Below are 18,053 nucleotides of genomic sequence, written 5' to 3' on the forward strand. Positions count from 1 at the left end.
TCTCCCCTGCTTTCCGCCACACTATCAGCAGAGAAACGCATTAAGGATTTTGCATGTCAGAAAATGAAAACCTGCTGCTGAGATTGCGCCAGGGCGTTGACGGATATAGCCGAACACAGCAGAAGCTGGGAGAGTTTGTGCTTAGTGATCCGGCAAAAGTTGTCTACCTGACGATTACCGAACTGGCGCGTGAAAGCGACACCAGCGAGGCGAGCGTCACACGTCTGTGCCGCACGCTTGGGTGTAAGGGTTATAACGAATTCAAAATGGCGCTGGCACTCGATCTCCAGCAAGGGCTGCCGGTAGAGCACAGCGGGGATGAAATTGACAATGTGGTCAATGAATCCGTGCAAGCGCTGCAGGACACAGCAAAGTTACTCGACAGGACATTACTGGAATCCGCCGCTCTGGCGCTACATCAGGCTCAGTCGGTACAGATTTATGGCGTAGCGGCCAGCGCTATTCTGGGGGAGTATTTACATTACAAACTCCTGCGCCTCGGCAAACCCGCGCAACTGTTCAGCGACATGCACCGCGCAGCCATGAATGCCACTACGCTTAGCAAAAATACGCTCGTGGTAGCGATCTCCAGTTCAGGCTCCACGCGCGATCTGCTGCATGTCGTGAAACTGGCGCGTAAGCAAGGCGTGCGCGTACTGGCGCTGAGTAATACGCCGCGCAGTCCGCTGGCTTCGCTGAGCGATATTCAACTGGTCGCAGCCAAACCAGAAGGTCCGTTGAGTGCTGGTGCGCTAAACGCCAAGGTGGGTGTGATGCTGTTGGTAGAACTTCTCACCACGTCGCTGATTGCGCTGGATGAAAAGTACAGTGATGTGAGCCAGCAAACCGCCAGCGCAACACTTCCTCTACTGCTTTAAAAGCATAAAAAAACCCGCCGCAGCGGGTTTTTACGTTAAGAGTTAAAGAACAGGATTACGTATAAAAATAGTGGGGATACCGACAAAGTAACCCTCATCTGGCAGGGTCTGTAACATCTCTTGAATGGGGACTGTTAGCGTTCTCAGTATGAAAATAAGCAATAATTTTCACAGATTCCGGAAACGGGTCGTACGCTGCGCTTGTTTAAGGTAAGACTCCCCTGTTCACCAGAAAGTATATCGAGTTTAGTTTTTCTACCGCTTACCCATTAGCTTGATCTGTAACTTGATACTCCAAACCAGATTGATAAAGAAAGGGTTAAAGAAGACTGAAATCAAGGCTAAGATGAGGCAACAAAGTATGCACATTATAAATAGCTCAAACCCTCCCATTGATGCAGGAAAAAGCATAGAGAAGAATAACGCGCCCCCCCAGGCATAGTATTTCCAGGCGTAGAGAAAGAAAGCTCGGCTTACGCTGATATTTTTCTTTCTCGCTAATTTAAGCAAGAAACGAATTTTTTTCTTTCATTCCAGCATTCAAGAGTATGGATTTTATATCATTATTCATAACAATTATCAGCTAAAGTCATTGCAATATATAAAACATCACTTAACTCACCTTTAAAATAACACCAGATTAATCACTTAAATTCCTCGTAACTTGATATAAATTTTCCAAACCTTAAAGTAATTTTTATGAAGTCGACAAGTTAACTCAATAACAAAAAACAACAACCCGAATATTAAAAAGAGTGCCAGTAACTCACTAAAATCTTCTTGTCCAATTGAAAATATAAAGAATGACATAGCAAAAGCCATGATAATATCGCCTCTAATAACACTTGCATCTGTTAATAAATAGGCTTTTTGTATGTTGACTTTTTTTTCATTAGCAAAGCGAATTAGTTTCTGTGCCTTATACTCACTTAAACCCGCAAGCTTAATTCTTTCAGTTAAAGACTTATCATTCTGTTCATATGTTTTGAAGAGCATTTCCTTATTCCCTCAACTCGGCCCAGTTAGTACTATTACCTCCAATAAGTTGATAAACAGTGAGTCCACTAGCCGCATCACCGGTTAACTCACTAGCGCCCCCGGCAACCCCCAATGTTCTCCAGTTGCGAATATAATCCTCCTGTATATAGCGGAATAATTTCCATGAATCTGTTCTCAACGTCCGCGTTGAGGCTGAACCGAAAGACAGAATAAGATCTCCCGTTGAAAAAGCAATATCACCATCCTTGTCATCCCCACCCAAAAGCTTTGCAGCCTGGCGGTAGGCATACCTCAAAGGCATTTTTTTGGGATCTTCATGATATAGTAAATAATAACCATTTTCCCATACATTCTCGCTTCCCTGCATCATTAAAGGAACTCCATAATTTTTACATGCAGCACCAAGGCTTGCTTTACATAAACCAAAGCCACCGATAACTTGCATTGATCCACTAATGAATCCAACTCGCTTTAATGTTATTGTAAGCGTAGAGTGCCGTTCTCTTTCACGCTCAGCTATTGCATATAATTTAACACTCCCCATTCTTAAATTCATATGATGGTTAGTTAAAGACATATGATATTCACGTAATCTATCCATCGCTCTGCCAAAATCTAATTTCCCATAACGATATTCATCAAGAAAATATGATGTAACCCTACGTTCTTCTAACATATATTTTGAACGTATATCTAGATCATTAAGATATTGAAAACTGATATCATAGACAAGTCGGTCAATCTTTTCTTTTTCACGTTGCAAATTCATTAATCCATAACTACTCAAAATAACCTCCTGTTATTTCCCAAGCAATTTATATTGAATCTTAATGCTCCAAATTAAATTTATGACAAAGGGCGTAAAGAAGAGTGAAACAAGAGCTACAGCCATACAGAAGAAAACGTTCACTATAAAGAACTCTATCCCCTCAGAAAACGATGCAAAAATCACAGCCAATAGTAAACAGGCGTAATATGTCCAGGCATAGAGAAAAAATGCCCGACTTAAGCTGATATTTTTCAGTTTTGCCAACTTTATTAGGATAGCAGCATCCTTTTTTTTCATGCCCGCTTTCGCCAGTATGTCTTCCAATTCGTTATTCATTCAATATTTCTATTATTGTTAATGATAAATATAAAAAATACATACAAAATAATCACATCATTAAATTACTCTTAGTAAAATAATAACAAAGTGAGAAAGATCAAATTGTTCATCAAAATTTTCAATTAAGAATAAATTACAGACATAAAAAAACCCGCCGCAGCGGGTTTTTACATTAAGAGTTAAAGAACAGGATTACGCCTGACCTTTGATCTCTTTACGACCGTTGTACGGTGCTTGTTCACCCAGAGCTTCTTCGATACGAATCAGCTGGTTGTACTTAGCAACGCGGTCAGAACGGCTCATAGAACCAGTTTTGATCTGGCCTGCAGCGGTACCAACAGCCAGGTCAGCGATGGTAGCATCTTCAGTTTCGCCAGAACGGTGAGAGATGACAGCCGTGTAGCCAGCGTCTTTCGCCATTTTGATCGCAGCCAGAGTTTCGGTCAGAGAACCGATCTGGTTGAATTTGATCAGGATGGAGTTAACGATGCCTTTTTCGATGCCTTCTTTCAGGATCTTGGTGTTGGTTACGAACAGATCGTCACCAACCAGCTGGATTTTGTCGCCCAGTACTTTAGTCTGGTATGCGAAACCATCCCAGTCAGACTCGTCCAGACCATCTTCGATGGACACGATCGGGTACTGTTTGGTCAGTTCTTCCAGGAAGTGAGTGAATTCTTCGGAGGTGAACGCTTTGTTGCCTTCGCCAGCCAGAACGTATTTACCGTCTTTGTAGAATTCAGACGCTGCACAGTCCATCGCCAGAGTGATGTCTTTGCCCAGCTCGTAGCCAGCTGCTTTAACCGCTTCAGCGATTACAGCCAGAGCTTCAGCGTTGGAACCCAGGTTCGGCGCGTAGCCGCCTTCGTCACCAACTGCAGTGTTCATACCTTTAGCTTTCAGAACTTTAGCCAGGTTGTGGAACACTTCAGAACCCATACGAACGGCTTCTTTCAGAGTCTTAGCGCCAACCGGCTGAATCATGAATTCCTGGATGTCGACGTTGTTGTCAGCGTGCTCACCACCGTTGATGATGTTCATCATCGGAACCGGCATGGAGTATTTACCCGGAGTACCGTTCAGTTCAGCGATGTGTGCATACAGCGGCAGGCCTTTAGCAGCAGCTGCTGCTTTGGCGTTCGCCAGGGACACAGCCAGGATGGCGTTTGCACCGAAGTTGGATTTGTTTTCAGTACCGTCCAGATCGATCATGATCTTGTCGATGCCAGCCTGATCTTTAGCATCTTTACCCAGCAGAGCCTGAGCAATTGGGCCGTTAACAGCTGCAACAGCTTTCAGTACGCCTTTACCCATGAAACGGGATTTGTCGCCATCGCGCAGTTCCAGTGCTTCGCGGGAACCAGTAGAAGCACCTGACGGAGCTGCTGCCATACCAACGAAACCACCTTCCAGGTGTACTTCGGCTTCAACAGTCGGGTTACCACGGGAGTCGATGATTTCACGACCGATGATTTTAACGATTTTGGACATTAGATTTTCCTCAGTACAAGTTAAACTAAAACTCCAGACAAACAATGCACCCTGATGGGTGCATTGCCGTTCTAACTTATTTACTTCTTACTTCGCCTGACGCTTCTGATGTTCACTGGCGGCTTTCACAAAGCCGGCAAACAGCGGGTGCCCATCACGTGGCGTGGAAGTAAATTCCGGGTGGAACTGACAGGCCACGAACCACGGATGATTCGGTACCTCAATGATCTCGACCAACTGATCATCACCGGAACGGCCTGCAATACGCAGACCCGCAGCTTCAATCTGTTTCAACAGCATATTGTTGACTTCGTAACGGTGGCGGTGGCGTTCAACAATTGTCGGCGCGCCGTACAGTTGACGAACCAGGCTATCGTCGCTCAACTGACACTGCTGCGCACCAAGACGCATAGTGCCGCCCAGATCGCTCTTCTCGGTACGGACTTCGACGTTGCCGTCTTCATCGCGCCATTCGGTAATCAGGGCCACCACCGGGTACTTACAGTCTGGCACAAATTCCGTGGAGTTGGCGTTGTCCATACCCACTACGTTACGTGCAAACTCAATCAACGCAACCTGCATACCCAGGCAAATGCCCAGATAAGGAATATTGTTCTCACGCGCAAAGCGCGCCGTCGCGATTTTACCTTCAACACCACGGTAGCCGAAGCCGCCAGGGATCAGGATGGCATCAAGACCTTTCAGGATCTCAACGCCACGCGTTTCGACATCTTGTGAGTCGATCAGCTTGATATTGACGGTGACACGATTCTTCAGACCGCCATGCTTCAGCGCTTCGATAACTGACTTATAGGCATCCGGCAGTTCAATGTACTTGCCGACCATACCGATAGTCACTTCGCCTGCCGGATTAGCTTCTTCGTAGATAACCTGTTCCCATTCTGACAGATTAGCTTCCGGACAGTTCAAGCTGAATCGTTTACAAATATAATCGTCAAGGCCCTGAGATTTCAACAGGCCCGGGATTTTATAGATGGAATCGACATCTTTCAGAGAAATCACCGCTTTTTCCGGAACGTTACAGAACAATGCAATTTTTGCACGTTCATTAGCCGGAACTGCGCGATCGGAGCGGCAAATCAGGATATCTGGCTGAATACCGATAGAAAGCAGCTCTTTTACAGAGTGCTGAGTCGGTTTAGTTTTGACTTCACCTGCCGCCGCCATGTACGGAACCAGCGTCAGATGCATAAACAGCGTGTGCTCGCGGCCAATTTCTACGGCCATCTGGCGAATCGCTTCAAGGAACGGCAGAGATTCGATATCCCCAACGGTTCCGCCGATTTCAACCAGAACAACATCATGACCTTCACCGCCTTCCAGAACACGCTCTTTAATGGCATTCGTGATGTGCGGGATAACCTGAACGGTCGCGCCCAGGTAGTCGCCACGGCGTTCTTTACGCAGAACGTCGGAGTAGATACGACCCGTAGTGAAGTTGTTGCGGCGGCTCATTTTGGTACGAATGAAGCGCTCATAGTGACCCAGGTCCAGGTCGGTTTCAGCGCCGTCTTCGGTAACGAACACTTCCCCGTGTTGGATTGGGCTCATAGTACCTGGATCGACGTTGATGTACGGATCCAGTTTCATCATGGTTACATTGAGGCCACGGGCTTCAAGAATGGCTGCCAGGGAGGCTGCGGCAATGCCTTTTCCCAGAGAGGATACGACCCCGCCGGTCACAAAAATATAGTTCGTTGTCATGCTGGACCTGAGAAGTTAGGGTGAAACGATGGAATTACCAAGACGGGAAAGTAGTATACCCGAACATGACGAGCGCCACAAACTTTCATTATTCCTCCTCTTCACCAGGCTCACATTAACATCGGGAGTGAGAAAATAGCCCCTTTGGGGTAAATGTTTTTGACGTAAATCAAGCGCTTGTTATTTAAAAAATCACACAAATCGCCCTTGACCGACGAAATCCCTTAGAGATCAATTTCCTGCCGTTTTACCTGTTGCCAGACTTCTTCCATAGTTTCCAGATCAACACCAGTCATTTCCAGACCGCGAGCTGCCACAATTCGCTCAACCTCACGAAAACGCCGCTCAAACTTCTCGTTCGCTTTCTGCAATGCGGTCTCTGCTTTAGTGCCTAAATGCCGGGCCATATTGACCGTGGCAAACAGCAGATCGCCCATTTCCTCCTCCAGTTTAGCCTGGTCGACAACAGCCTGCTTCGCCTCAAACATGACTTCGTCGATCTCTTCGTAAACCTTGTCGACAACCGGTCCTAATGTTTTCCAGTCGAAGCCAACATTTGAGCAGCGTTTCTGGATTTTTTGGGCGCGCATTAATGCCGGTAAACTACGGGGAATATCGTCGAGCGCGGAATGCTGTGCCTTCTCAGCACGTTCTTCGGTTTTGATTTGCTCCCAACGGGTAAGCACCTCGGTGCTGTTACTTGCAGAAACATCAGCAAAAACATGCGGGTGGCGTCGTTCAAGCTTATCGCTTATCGCAGCGCAAATATCATCAAAGTTGAAGCGCCCTTCTTCCTGAGCCATCTGGGCGTAAAACACCACCTGGAACAGCAGATCCCCCAACTCTCCACGCAGGTCGTCGAAGTCTTCTCGCGCAATCGCGTCCAGCACTTCATAAGTTTCTTCGAGGGTATAAGGAGCAATAGTGGCGAATGTCTGCTCTTTGTCCCACGGACAGCCGTTCTCCGGGTCGCGCAGGCGCTGCATAATACCGAGCAGTCGGTCGATTTGATTCATTGGAATATCCTGAAATTTCAATACAGTAGGCCGGATAAGGCGACATCCGGCAACATAGCAATGCCTGATGGCAACGCTAACGCGTCTTATCAGGCCTACAAGGTTATCCGGCCTACATAATGATTAATTACCGTGCAGACGACGTGCGTCGATCACATCCGGTACCTGGTTCAGCTTGCCGAGCACGCGCCCGAGCACCTGCAGGTTGTAGATTTCGATGGTCATATCAATGGTGGCAAGCTGTTGTTTGGTATCACTCCGGCTGGCAACGCCCAGCACGTTCACCTTCTCGTTGGCGAGAATCGTGGTGATATCACGTAACAAGCCACTGCGATCGTTGGCCTGGACGCGAACCACCAGCGAATACCCTGCAGAGTAACTTTCGCCCCAGACCGCATCAACAATACGTTCCGGCGCATGGGAACGCAGCTCAGTCAGCTGTTCACAATCCGCCCGGTGCACGGAAATACCGCGTCCCTGGGTAATAAACCCGACAATCTCATCGCCTGGAATCGGCTGGCAGCAGCGAGCGATGTGGTGCATCAGGTTACCTACCCCTTCCACCACGACACGACCGTCGTCTTTACGGCGACTTTGCGGTGCGTGCGTTTTCTGCTGAAGCTGTTTCAGCGCGGCGGCATCCTGTTCGGCAGCGCTTGGCTTATTAAACTGCGCCTGCAGGAAATTCACCATCTGGTTGAGGCGGATGTCTCCTCCGCCAATCGCCGCCAACAGTTCATCCAGCTCATTGAAACTGTAGCGCGGCAGCAGATGTTTTTCCGCTTCTTTCAGGCTGATGCCTAAATGCGCCAGTTCATCGTCGAGGATCTGGCGACCTGCAAGAATGTTCTTATCACGGTCCTGTTTACGGAACCAGGCGTGGATCTTCGAACGCCCACGACTGGTGGTTACGTAGCCAAGGTTAGGGTTCAACCAGTCGCGGCTTGGGTTTGGCTGTTTCTGGGTGATAATTTCAATTTGATCGCCCATCTGCAGTTGGTAGGTAAACGGTACGATGCGTCCACCAATTTTCGCGCCAATGCAACGATGCCCCACATCACTATGAATGTGGTAAGCAAAATCGAGCGGCGTGGAGCCTGCAGGCAGATCCACAACGTCGCCTTTCGGCGTAAAGACATACACGCGGTCATCAAAGACCTGGCTACGAACTTCATCCAGCATTTCACCGGAATCTGCCATCTCTTCCTGCCAGGCGATCAGCTTACGCAGCCATGCAATGCGATCTTCATGACCAGAGCGCGCCGCGCCTGAAGCGGTGCCCTCTTTGTACTTCCAGTGCGCCGCGACGCCCAGTTCGGCATCTTCGTGCATCTGTTTGGTACGGATCTGAATTTCAATGGTTTTCCCGCCCGGCCCCAGCACAACCGTATGGATTGACTGGTAGCCGTTGGGTTTCGGGTTCGCGACGTAGTCATCAAACTCATCCGGCAGATGGCGATAGTGAGTATGTACTATCCCGAGCGCGGCATAGCAGTCCTGTAAACGCTCTGCCACGATACGCACTGCGCGCACATCGAACAGTTCATCGAAGGCCAACTGCTTTTTCTGCATTTTGCGCCAGATGCTGTAGATATGCTTCGGACGCCCGTACACTTCAGCTTTGACGCCTTCCGTTTTCATCTCTGAGCGCAAATGACCAACGAACTCATCAATGTAATGCTCCCTGTCGATACGACGTTCATGCAGCAGCTTGGCAATGCGTTTGTATTCAGCCGGGTGCAGATAACGGAAGCAATAATCTTCCAGCTCCCATTTTAATTGCCCGATTCCCAAACGGTTGGCCAGCGGTGCATAGATATTGGTGCACTCTTTTGCCGCCAGAACACGTTCATCTTCCGGCGCGTCTTTCACTTCACGCAGATGGGCAATCCGCTCTGCCAGCTTGATGACCACACAGCGGAAGTCATCTACCATTGCCAGCAGCATGCGGCGGACGTTATCGACCTGCTCGGAAGAAACTGAATCGGTATGCGTGGCTTTAAGCTGGCGTATCGCCGCCATATCACGCACGCCGTGGATAAGATGAACAATGGATTTGCCCACGCTCTCGCGCAGGATGTCTTCACTTACCACGTTGGCATCAGCCAGAGGGAACAGCATTGCTGCACGCAGCGTGTCGATATCCATGCTCAACATGGAGAGAATTTCTACCATCTCCACGCCACGCCACAGCAGCAGATCCGCATCCGGATGCCCCTGTGTCTGCTGGAGGCAGTACGCCCAGGTTTCGGCTAAGCGTTCACACGACTGCTGGCTGGAGATCCCCAGACTCGCGATCCATTTCTTGGGATCAAACTCACCAGCTTTATTTAAATGTGCACTTCTTACCGCAACCATCGTCCTCTCCTTAAGGGGCATGGCCTGTCGAAGTCGACAAGCCGAACCCATTGTCTTTCACACAGCATTACAAGGCGAAATCCAATGGGTATTAAGTTCATTACAAACGCTCAAACAGGACCATTGATTCCAGGTGTCCAGTGTGCGGGAACATATCGAGCATCGCCAGCCGCCGGATGGCGTATCCCGCATTGAGCAAAGCATCGCTGTCACGAGCCAGCGTTGCCGGGTTACAGGATACATAAACAACGCGTATAGGTTCCAATTTTATAATATGTTGCATCACACCTGCAGCCCCCGCACGCGCAGGATCGAGCAATACTTTGTCGAATCCGTTTTTCGCCCACGGCTGCCGGGTAACATCTTCCTCAAGGTTTTCATGAAAGAACGTCACATTGTGTAATCCGTTATTCAGCGCGTTCTCCCGACCTTTCTCCACCAACGCCGGAACACCTTCCACGCCAACCACGCTTGCTGCCCGAGTTGCCAGCGGCAGAGTAAAATTGCCCATTCCGCAGAACAGATCGAGTACGCGATCTTCAGGTTGAACATCGAGCCATTCCAACGCACGGGCCACCATTTGCTGGTTTACCCCTTCATTGACCTGAATAAAATCACGCGGGCTGAAGGTTAACCGTAGTCCATTTGAGTCATACCAGGGTGATTCTTCTGATATTGATTCCAGTATCTCGCTTTGCGGGGCCAGAAACAAAGACAGCCCCAGAGAATGCGAAAAGCATTCCAGTTTTTCTTTATCCGCTGCACTTAATGGCGCCGTGTGGCGCAAAATCATCAGGGTTCCGCTCCCTGCCTGCACCAGTTCAACATGTCCAAGGTGGCGTAACCCTTGAAGACTTTCCAGACACGCCCTGAGATGGGGCAATAACGCTTCAAGCTGGGGCACCAAAACAGGGCATTGTTTGACATCGATAATGTCGCTGGAGCCTGATTTACGAAACCCCATCTGCAATTTTTGTTCTTTTGGCCGATAGTTCAGGCTCAATCGGGCACGACGACGATAGCCCCACGGCGTATCAGCTATAACATCCGACACGTCACATTTCATTAAACGCGACAACGCCGCGCTTTTACTACGCTGCTGTAACGAGATGCTGGCATGCTGCTGCTGGCAACCGCCGCATACGCCAAAATGCGGGCAACGTGGCACTTCACGCTCAGGGCTGTTGTTCAAACGTCGTTTTACTTGCGCGCGGGCGAACTGTTTTTTATCTTCGGTAATCACCACCTCGGCGCTTTCCTGGGGTAGCAATTCCGGTATAAACAACGCTTTTCCGTTATGGCGAGCGACGCCCTGACCAAAAGGATCGAGGTCATTGACGGTAACGGTTATGATCTGACGCGTCGTCACGCGTCGTTTTGCAGAGTAGAATTGCGCCATCGACGAGATATTTCTCTATTTAACAGTGTGACCCTAATTGTCCCATAACGGAACTCCATGACCAACTACAGCCTGCGCGCACGCATGATGATTCTGATCCTGGCCCCGACCGTCCTGATAGGTTTGTTGCTCAGTATCTTTTTTGTTGTGCATCGCTATAACGACTTGCAGCGTCAACTGGAAGATGCTGGTGCCAGCATCATAGAACCACTCGCGGTCTCCAGCGAATATGGCATGAACCTGCAAAACAGGGAATCTATCGGCCAGCTTATCAGCGTGCTGCATCGTCGCCATTCCGATATCGTGCGGGCAATTTCTGTTTATGACGAAAATAACCGACTGTTCGTCACCTCTAATTTTCATCTCGATCCGTCTGAAATGCAGTTGGCGACAGGTTCACCGTTTCCCCGTAAGCTAAGCGTCACCCGGCACGGGGATATCATGATCCTGCGTACCCCGATTATATCGGAAAGCTATTCACCAGATGAATCCGCCGTAAGCGATGCGAAAAACACCAAAAATATGCTGGGGTATGTGGCGCTTGAGCTGGATCTTAAGTCCGTGCGATTGCAGCAGTACAAAGAGATCTTTATCTCCAGCGTAATGATGCTGTTTTGTATTGGTATTGCGTTAATTTTTGGCTGGCGTCTGATGCGAGACGTAACCGGCCCGATTCGCAATATGGTGAATACCGTTGACCGAATTCGTAGAGGACAGCTCGACAGCCGCGTGGAAGGTTTCATGCTGGGCGAGCTGGATATGCTCAAAAATGGTATCAACTCGATGGCGATGTCACTTGCGGCTTACCATGAAGAGATGCAGCACAACATCGATCAGGCCACCTCTGACCTGCGTGAAACGCTGGAGCAGATGGAAATCCAGAACGTCGAACTGGATCTGGCGAAGAAACGCGCCCAGGAAGCGGCGCGTATTAAGTCTGAGTTTCTGGCTAACATGTCGCACGAACTGCGAACACCGCTGAATGGCGTGATTGGCTTCACCCGTCTTACGCTAAAAACCGAGCTCAACACCACGCAGCGCGATCACCTGAATACCATTGAACGCTCGGCTAACAATCTGCTGGCTATCATCAATGATGTACTCGACTTCTCCAAACTTGAGGCGGGCAAGCTGATTCTGGAAAGCATTCCCTTCCCGCTGCGCAGCACGCTGGATGACGTCGTTACGCTGTTAGCGCATTCATCCCATGATAAAGGGCTTGAGCTGACGCTGAATATTAAGAATGACGTGCCGGACAACGTCATCGGCGATCCGCTGCGCTTACAGCAGGTAATCACTAATCTGGTTGGCAATGCCATCAAATTTACCGAAGGCGGCAATATCGACATTCTGGTCGAGAAGCGCGCCCTTAGTAATACGAAAGTGCAGATTGAAGTACAAATCCGCGATACCGGAATTGGTATTCCTGAGCGCGATCAGTCACGCTTGTTCCAGGCCTTCCGCCAGGCAGATGCCAGTATTTCCCGCCGCCACGGCGGTACCGGGCTGGGCCTGGTCATTACGCAAAAACTGGTCAACGAAATGGGCGGGGATATCTCCTTCCATAGTCAACCGAACCGGGGTTCCACGTTCTGGTTCCATATCAGCCTCGATCTTAACCCTAACGTTCTCGTTGACCGCTCAACCACGCTCTGCCTGGCCGGTAAACGACTGGCCTACGTCGAACCGAACGCCACTGCCGCACAGTGCACATTAGATATCTTGAGCGAAACGCCGTTGGAGGTGATTTACAGCCCTTCATTCTCCGGGCTGCCGAAGGATCACTACGATATTCTGCTGCTCGGCATTCCGGTTACTTTACGCGAACCGCTCACCATGCAGCATGAGCGGCTGGCAAACGCTGCGGCGATGACCGACTTTTTGTTACTGGCCCTGCCTTGCCATGCGCAGATTAACGCCGAGAAGTTAAAACAGGGCGGCGCGGCGGCATGTCTGTTGAAACCTCTCACCTCAACTCGCTTACTGCCTGCGCTGACAGAGTATTGTCAGGTGAATCACAGCGCGGATCCGCTGCTGTTAGACGATAGCAAAATCGCGATGACCGTTATGGCGGTAGACGACAACCCGGCGAATCTCAAGCTGATTGGCGCACTGTTGGAAGATAAGGTGCAGCACGTCGTGCTCTGCGACAGTGGGCATCAAGCGGTGGATCGCGCCAGACAAATGCAATTTGATCTGATCCTGATGGATATTCAGATGCCAGACATGGACGGCATTCGCGCTTGTGAACTAATCCACCAGCTTCCTCATCAACAGCAGACACCGGTCATTGCGGTCACCGCACACGCCATGGCCGGGCAGAAAGAGAAGCTGCTCAGCGCCGGGATGAACGATTACCTGGCGAAGCCTATCGAGGAAGATAAGCTGCATAATCTGCTGTTACGCTACAAACCCGGCGCAAGCACAGCGCTTAGGGCGATCGCCGTTGAACCCGTTGAGCCGGTAGTCAATCCGAATACCACACTCGACTGGCAGTTAGCATTAAGACAAGCCGCAGGTAAAAACGATCTGGCGCGGGATATGCTGCAAATGCTGCTCGATTTTCTGCCCGAAGTACGTAACAAAATTGAAGAACAGCTGGTCGGTGAAAACCCTGAAGGTCTGGTGGATATGATCCACAAGCTGCACGGTAGCTGCGGTTATAGCGGCGTTCCCCGCATGAAAAACCTGTGTCAGCTTATTGAGCAGCAATTACGTAGCGGGACCAAGGAAGAAGAGCTGGAGCCTGAGTTTTTAGAGCTTCTGGATGAAATGGACAACGTTGCGCGCGAAGCGAAGAAGTTGTTGGGGTAATATTCGCAGGAAGGCGGCGTGACCGCCTTATCCAACCTACAACTCAGCGTAATTGCTGCCCGGCTTTAAGCGTTGCGGCCACGTTTCGCGCCGTCATTCGTACGTTGTCGCTCGCGTTCTTTAGCGCCTCATCCAGGGTACAGATGGTATAGATGACGCTGAAAACCGCATCCAGCCCATGCTCGTGGACCACACCGACATCCGCCGTCAGGCTACCGGCAATGCCGATAACCGGTTTGTTGTAACGCTTTGCGACCTTCGCCACGCCAACCGGAACCTTACCGTGAATGGTCTGACTATCAATGCGCCCTTCACCCGTGACCACTAAATCCGCATCCGCAACGCAGGCGTCAAGGTGCAACGCATCCGTTACTATCTCAATACCGCAGCGCAACTGTGCGCCGCAAAACGCATATAGCGCCGCCCCCATACCACCAGCGGCTCCACCGCCGGCCAGATCCAGCACGTTGACGTCCAGATCGCGGGCAATGAGTTGCGCATAGTGCGTGAGTGCCCGATCCAGGCGGGTAATCATCTCCGGCGTCGCCCCTTTTTGCGGGCCAAAAACCGCAGAAGCGCCCTCTTCACCGGTCAACGGATTAGTCACGTCGCAAGCTACTTCAATACGACACGCAGCAAGTCGCTGGTCTAACTGAGAAATATCAATCCGAGCGAGCGATTCGAGGCCAGCCCCGCCATGGGCAATATCGTTATTTTGCGTATCCAGCAATTTTGCTCCCAGCGCTTGTACCATCCCGGCACCGCCATCATTGGTGGCGCTTCCGCCAATTCCAATGATGATATGCTCAACGCCAGCGTCCAACGCATGACGGATTAACTCCCCGGTTCCCCAGGATGTCGTTTTCAGCGGATCGCGTAACCCCGCAGGAACCTGTTCCAGTCCGCTGGCAGCCGCCATTTCGATAAACGCCGAGCGCTCATCACCGGATAAACCATAAAATGCCTGAATTGTGTTGCCCAAAGGGCCGGTAACATCAACATGTACAAGGTGACCTTGCGTTGCGGCAACCATCGCTTCGACCGTTCCTTCACCGCCATCTGCAACCGGAATCTTCACGTAATCCGCATCGGGCCAGATCTCACGAAACCCCTGCTCAATAGCCGTTGCCACTTCAAGCGCACTCAAACTTTCCTTATAGGAATCCGGTGCGATTACTATTTTCATAAAGCATCCTTACGCATGTTGACTGTGTTAAGCATATACCAGGATAAAAACCGCCCCTCAATGGGAGCGGTCCCAGTTCGCTTAGCGTACCATGCACGGACGCTTATTATCAAACGTCCAGTTCGGGATCAGATACTGCATTCCCATCGCATCATCACGCGCCCCCAATCCATGTTGCTGGTACAGCTCATGCGCTTTCATGACCTGATCCATATCCAGCTCCACGCCCAGACCCGGTTTTGCCGGAACCTGCACCATGCCGCCTTTGATTTCAAATGGCTCTTTGGTCAGGCGTTGATTGCCTTCCTGCCAGATCCAGTGGGTATCAATCGCGGTAATTTTGCCCGGAGCCGCTGCCGCGACATGCGTAAACATCGCCAGCGAAATATCAAAGTGGTTGTTAGAGTGCGATCCCCAGGTCAACCCAAACTCATGGCACATTTGCGCCACGCGGACAGAACCCTGCATGGTCCAGAAGTGCGGGTCCGCCAGTGGGATATCCACGGACTGCAACGACAGCGTATGCCCCATCTGACGCCAGTCGGTGGCGATCATGTTGGTGGCGGTCGGCAGACCGGTGGCGCGGCGGAATTCCGCCATCACTTCACGACCAGAGAAGCCCTGCTCGGCGCCACACGGATCTTCCGCATAGGCCAGAGAACCCTTCAGATATTTGCCGATCTTAATCGCTTCATTTAGCGACCACGCGCCGTTCGGATCCAGCGTGACGCGGGCCTGCGGGAAACGCTTCGCCAGCGCAACGATAGATTCCGCTTCCTCTTCCCCGGCCAGCACGCCGCCTTTCAGTTTAAAGTCGTTGAAACCATACTTCTCATACGCAGCTTCCGCCAGGCGCACTACCGCATCCGGGGTCATCGCCTCTTCATGACGCAGACGATACCAGTCGCACTTCTCATCCGGCTGACTCTGGTACGGCAGCGGCGTTGCCTTACGGTTAGCCGAGTACGGTGACCGCATCGCGCTGCTTGCCCGGCCCTAACAGTTCACAGACCGGTACTTTGAGCGCCTTGCCCAACAGGTCGAGCAGCGCCGCTTCCAGCGCCGCTACCGCATTGACCCGCAGTTCAAAGGTCCAGGCGCCTTTGCCGAAGGTGTCAAAATCAGCGGCCTGGTTGCCTTTATGCACCTGCTGTACCACCTTATTCAGGCGCGCAACTTCCTGACCCAATACCATCGGGATAGCGTCAACCAGCGTCTGATAAATCACCTCGCCGCCCGGCGCTTCACCGACGCCGGTATTGCCGGCGTTATCGGTAAGAACCACAATATTGCGGGTGAAATATGCATTGTGCGCACCGCCAATATTGAGCAGCATGCTGTCATGACCGGCCACCGGGATGACCTTCATATCGGTAATAACGGGACTCGATTGTGTTGTCATCATCATTGTCCTGCGACAGGTTTCAGTTCGATACGTTTAATATCGCCCACCAGTACCAGATAGCTCACCACCGCAATCAACGCATGCACCCCGACGTAAATCAACGCGCCGTTAAACGAGCCGGTGGTCCCTACGATGTAGCCGATAGCAATTGGCGTGACGATACCGGAGATATTGCCAAACATGTTGAACAAACCGCCGCTCAGACCGCTGATCTCTTTAGGTGCAGTATCAGCCATCACCGCCCATCCCAACGCACCGATACCTTTGCCGAAGAAGGCCAGCGCCATAAAGCCGATGATCATCCACTCCACGTTGACGTAGTTACAGAACACCATCACCATCGACAGCAGCATGCCGAGTACGATTGGCGTTTTACGGGCGATATTTAGCGAACCGGTACGGCGCATCAGCCAGTCGGAAATAATGCCGCCGAGCACGCCGCCGGCGAATCCGCAAATGGCCGGGACCGAAGCGACAAAACCAGCTTTCAAAATCGACATACCGCGAGCCTGCACCAGATAAACCGGGAACCAGGTGATAAAGAAGTAGGTCAGCGCGTTAATGCAGTATTGCCCGATGTAAATACCGATCATCATCCGTGAGCCCAGCAGCTGTTTGATTTGCCCCCACTTCACGCTGAACGGCACTTTAGCTTTGGCGGCCGCCTGATCCATATTGATCAGCGCCCCGCCTTCAGCAATGTACTCCAGCTCTTTTTGGTTTACGCCCGGGTGCTGGTTTGGTTCATGAATCACCTTCAGCCAGATAAAGCTGATAACAATCCCGAGGCCGCCCATAAAGAAGAACACATGCGACCAGCCCACTTCGTGGGTCAGCCACCCCATGATTGGCGCAAAAATAACGGTGGCAAAGTACTGCGCAGAGTTAAAGATTGCGACCGCTGTGCCCCTCTCCTGTGCCGGGAACCATGCCGCAACTATACGACTATTGCCGGGGAAGGAAGGTGCTTCAGCTAAACCGACAAGGAATCGCAACGTAAACAGCGCAACGATAATGCCGAAGCCGCTAAAGATATCGACGAAGCCCTGCAGCAGGGTAAACATGGACCAGATAAAGATGGACCAGAAATAAACACGTTTTGAACCGAAGCGGTCAAGCAACCAGCCGCCAGGGATCTGGCCGATAACATAGGCCCATGAGAAAGCGGAGAATACATAACCCATCCCTACCGCATCCAGACCAATATCTTTGGCCATCTCCGAACCGGCAATGGATAAGGTGGCGCGATCGCCGTAGTTGAAGGATGTGACGATAAACAACATCACCACTATCCAGTAGCGAGCGTTAGTGCGTTTTTCAGCGCTGCTCGCCGCCTGACTTAATGAACTCATTGTTGCACTCCTGAATCTTGGCTTTCGCCAGTTCATTCTGTACAGCACCTGTAGGGTGATCAGAATGAGAGGTTAGTGTGTGGCAGTTTTGGTACAGCTCAGGGCCGTTTTATTCTGACTCGCTGCCTTTTCGGGAACTGACGGGAAAAGTATATGAAGGAGTGGCTCTTACCCTCACCGTGCATGAACACAACATTCGGGAGGCAGTAAGAAGTTGTTTGGGGCATAAGCCCAAAGCAGTGGAAGTTAGTTCACGTAATTGGGGTTTTATTGCCGGGTGGCGGCTTCGCCTGACCCGGCCTACGGTTCAAATGGGGGTTGT

General features: G+C 50.7%; 12 protein-coding genes and 1 pseudogene. 2 read left to right on the forward strand and 11 right to left on the reverse strand.

Features of this window, described 5'->3' with window-relative positions:
* Positions 1–53 precede the first annotated feature (53 nt).
* Positions 54–878: a MurR/RpiR family transcriptional regulator gene (locus E6P06_RS22595; RefSeq protein ID WP_044699736.1), complete on the forward strand. Its 825-nt coding sequence runs from the start codon at positions 54–56 to the stop codon at positions 876–878.
* A 648-nt stretch (positions 879–1,526) separates the two neighbouring features.
* On the opposite strand, the gene E6P06_RS22605 is transcribed toward E6P06_RS22595, so the two are convergent.
* The 8 genes from E6P06_RS22605 to rlmD all read right to left on the reverse strand — a co-directional run bounded on the left by E6P06_RS22605 (position 1,527) and on the right by rlmD (position 10,974).
* Positions 1,527–1,874 carry a hypothetical protein gene (locus tag E6P06_RS22605; protein WP_139935748.1) on the reverse strand — a complete coding sequence of 116 codons (348 nt, stop codon included), beginning with the start codon at positions 1,872–1,874 and terminating at the stop codon, positions 1,527–1,529.
* Positions 1,875–1,878: 4 nt separating this feature from the next.
* Positions 1,879–2,664 (reverse strand): DUF4225 domain-containing protein, encoded by a 786-nt coding sequence (locus E6P06_RS22610; protein ID WP_139935749.1) that lies wholly within the window; start codon positions 2,662–2,664, stop codon positions 1,879–1,881.
* A gap of 12 nt (positions 2,665–2,676) precedes the next feature.
* Positions 2,677–2,982 carry a hypothetical protein gene (locus E6P06_RS22615; RefSeq protein ID WP_139935750.1) on the reverse strand — a complete coding sequence of 102 codons (306 nt, stop codon included), beginning with the start codon at positions 2,980–2,982 and terminating at the stop codon, positions 2,677–2,679.
* A gap of 195 nt (positions 2,983–3,177) precedes the next feature.
* Positions 3,178–4,476 carry a phosphopyruvate hydratase gene (eno, locus tag E6P06_RS22620; RefSeq protein WP_003034129.1) on the reverse strand — a complete coding sequence of 433 codons (1,299 nt, stop codon included), beginning with the start codon at positions 4,474–4,476 and terminating at the stop codon, positions 3,178–3,180.
* An 87-nt stretch (positions 4,477–4,563) separates the two neighbouring features.
* The gene (gene pyrG / locus E6P06_RS22625) at positions 4,564–6,201 is read right to left on the reverse strand and encodes a glutamine hydrolyzing CTP synthase (RefSeq protein WP_003034127.1); all 1,638 of its coding nucleotides are present in this window, start codon (positions 6,199–6,201) and stop codon (positions 4,564–4,566) included.
* Positions 6,202–6,425: 224 nt separating this feature from the next.
* The gene (mazG, locus tag E6P06_RS22630) at positions 6,426–7,217 is read right to left on the reverse strand and encodes a nucleoside triphosphate pyrophosphohydrolase (protein ID WP_003840346.1); all 792 of its coding nucleotides are present in this window, start codon (positions 7,215–7,217) and stop codon (positions 6,426–6,428) included.
* A 123-nt stretch (positions 7,218–7,340) separates the two neighbouring features.
* Complete coding sequence (gene relA, locus E6P06_RS22635) at positions 7,341–9,575, reverse strand: GTP diphosphokinase (protein ID WP_003034123.1); 2,235 nt, start codon at positions 9,573–9,575, stop codon at positions 7,341–7,343.
* Between the two features lie 100 nt (positions 9,576–9,675).
* Positions 9,676–10,974, reverse strand: a complete 1,299-nt coding sequence (gene rlmD / locus E6P06_RS22640) for a 23S rRNA (uracil(1939)-C(5))-methyltransferase RlmD (protein ID WP_032938359.1) — start codon at positions 10,972–10,974, stop codon at positions 9,676–9,678.
* A gap of 57 nt (positions 10,975–11,031) precedes the next feature.
* Between rlmD and barA the strand changes: the two genes are divergently transcribed.
* On the forward strand, positions 11,032–13,788 hold the full coding sequence (gene barA / locus E6P06_RS22645) for a two-component sensor histidine kinase BarA (RefSeq protein ID WP_003840349.1): 2,757 nt from the start codon (positions 11,032–11,034) through the stop codon (positions 13,786–13,788).
* Between the two features lie 43 nt (positions 13,789–13,831).
* On the opposite strand, the gene E6P06_RS22650 is transcribed toward barA, so the two are convergent.
* The 3 genes and pseudogenes from E6P06_RS22650 to gudP all read right to left on the reverse strand — a co-directional run bounded on the left by E6P06_RS22650 (position 13,832) and on the right by gudP (position 17,731).
* A complete protein-coding gene (locus E6P06_RS22650) occupies positions 13,832–14,974 on the reverse strand; it encodes a glycerate kinase (protein WP_048218511.1) in 1,143 nt (380 codons plus the stop codon).
* 81 nt (positions 14,975–15,055) lie between these two features.
* Positions 15,056–16,376: pseudogene (locus E6P06_RS22655) on the reverse strand (enolase C-terminal domain-like protein).
* A 2-nt stretch (positions 16,377–16,378) separates the two neighbouring features.
* Positions 16,379–17,731: a galactarate/glucarate/glycerate transporter GudP gene (gene gudP, locus E6P06_RS22660; protein ID WP_003034105.1), complete on the reverse strand. Its 1,353-nt coding sequence runs from the start codon at positions 17,729–17,731 to the stop codon at positions 16,379–16,381.
* Positions 17,732–18,053: the final 322 nt, after the last annotated feature.

The organism is Citrobacter sp. CF971, from assembly GCF_006385635.1.
Taxonomy (GTDB): Bacteria; Pseudomonadota; Gammaproteobacteria; order Enterobacterales; family Enterobacteriaceae; genus Citrobacter; species Citrobacter freundii.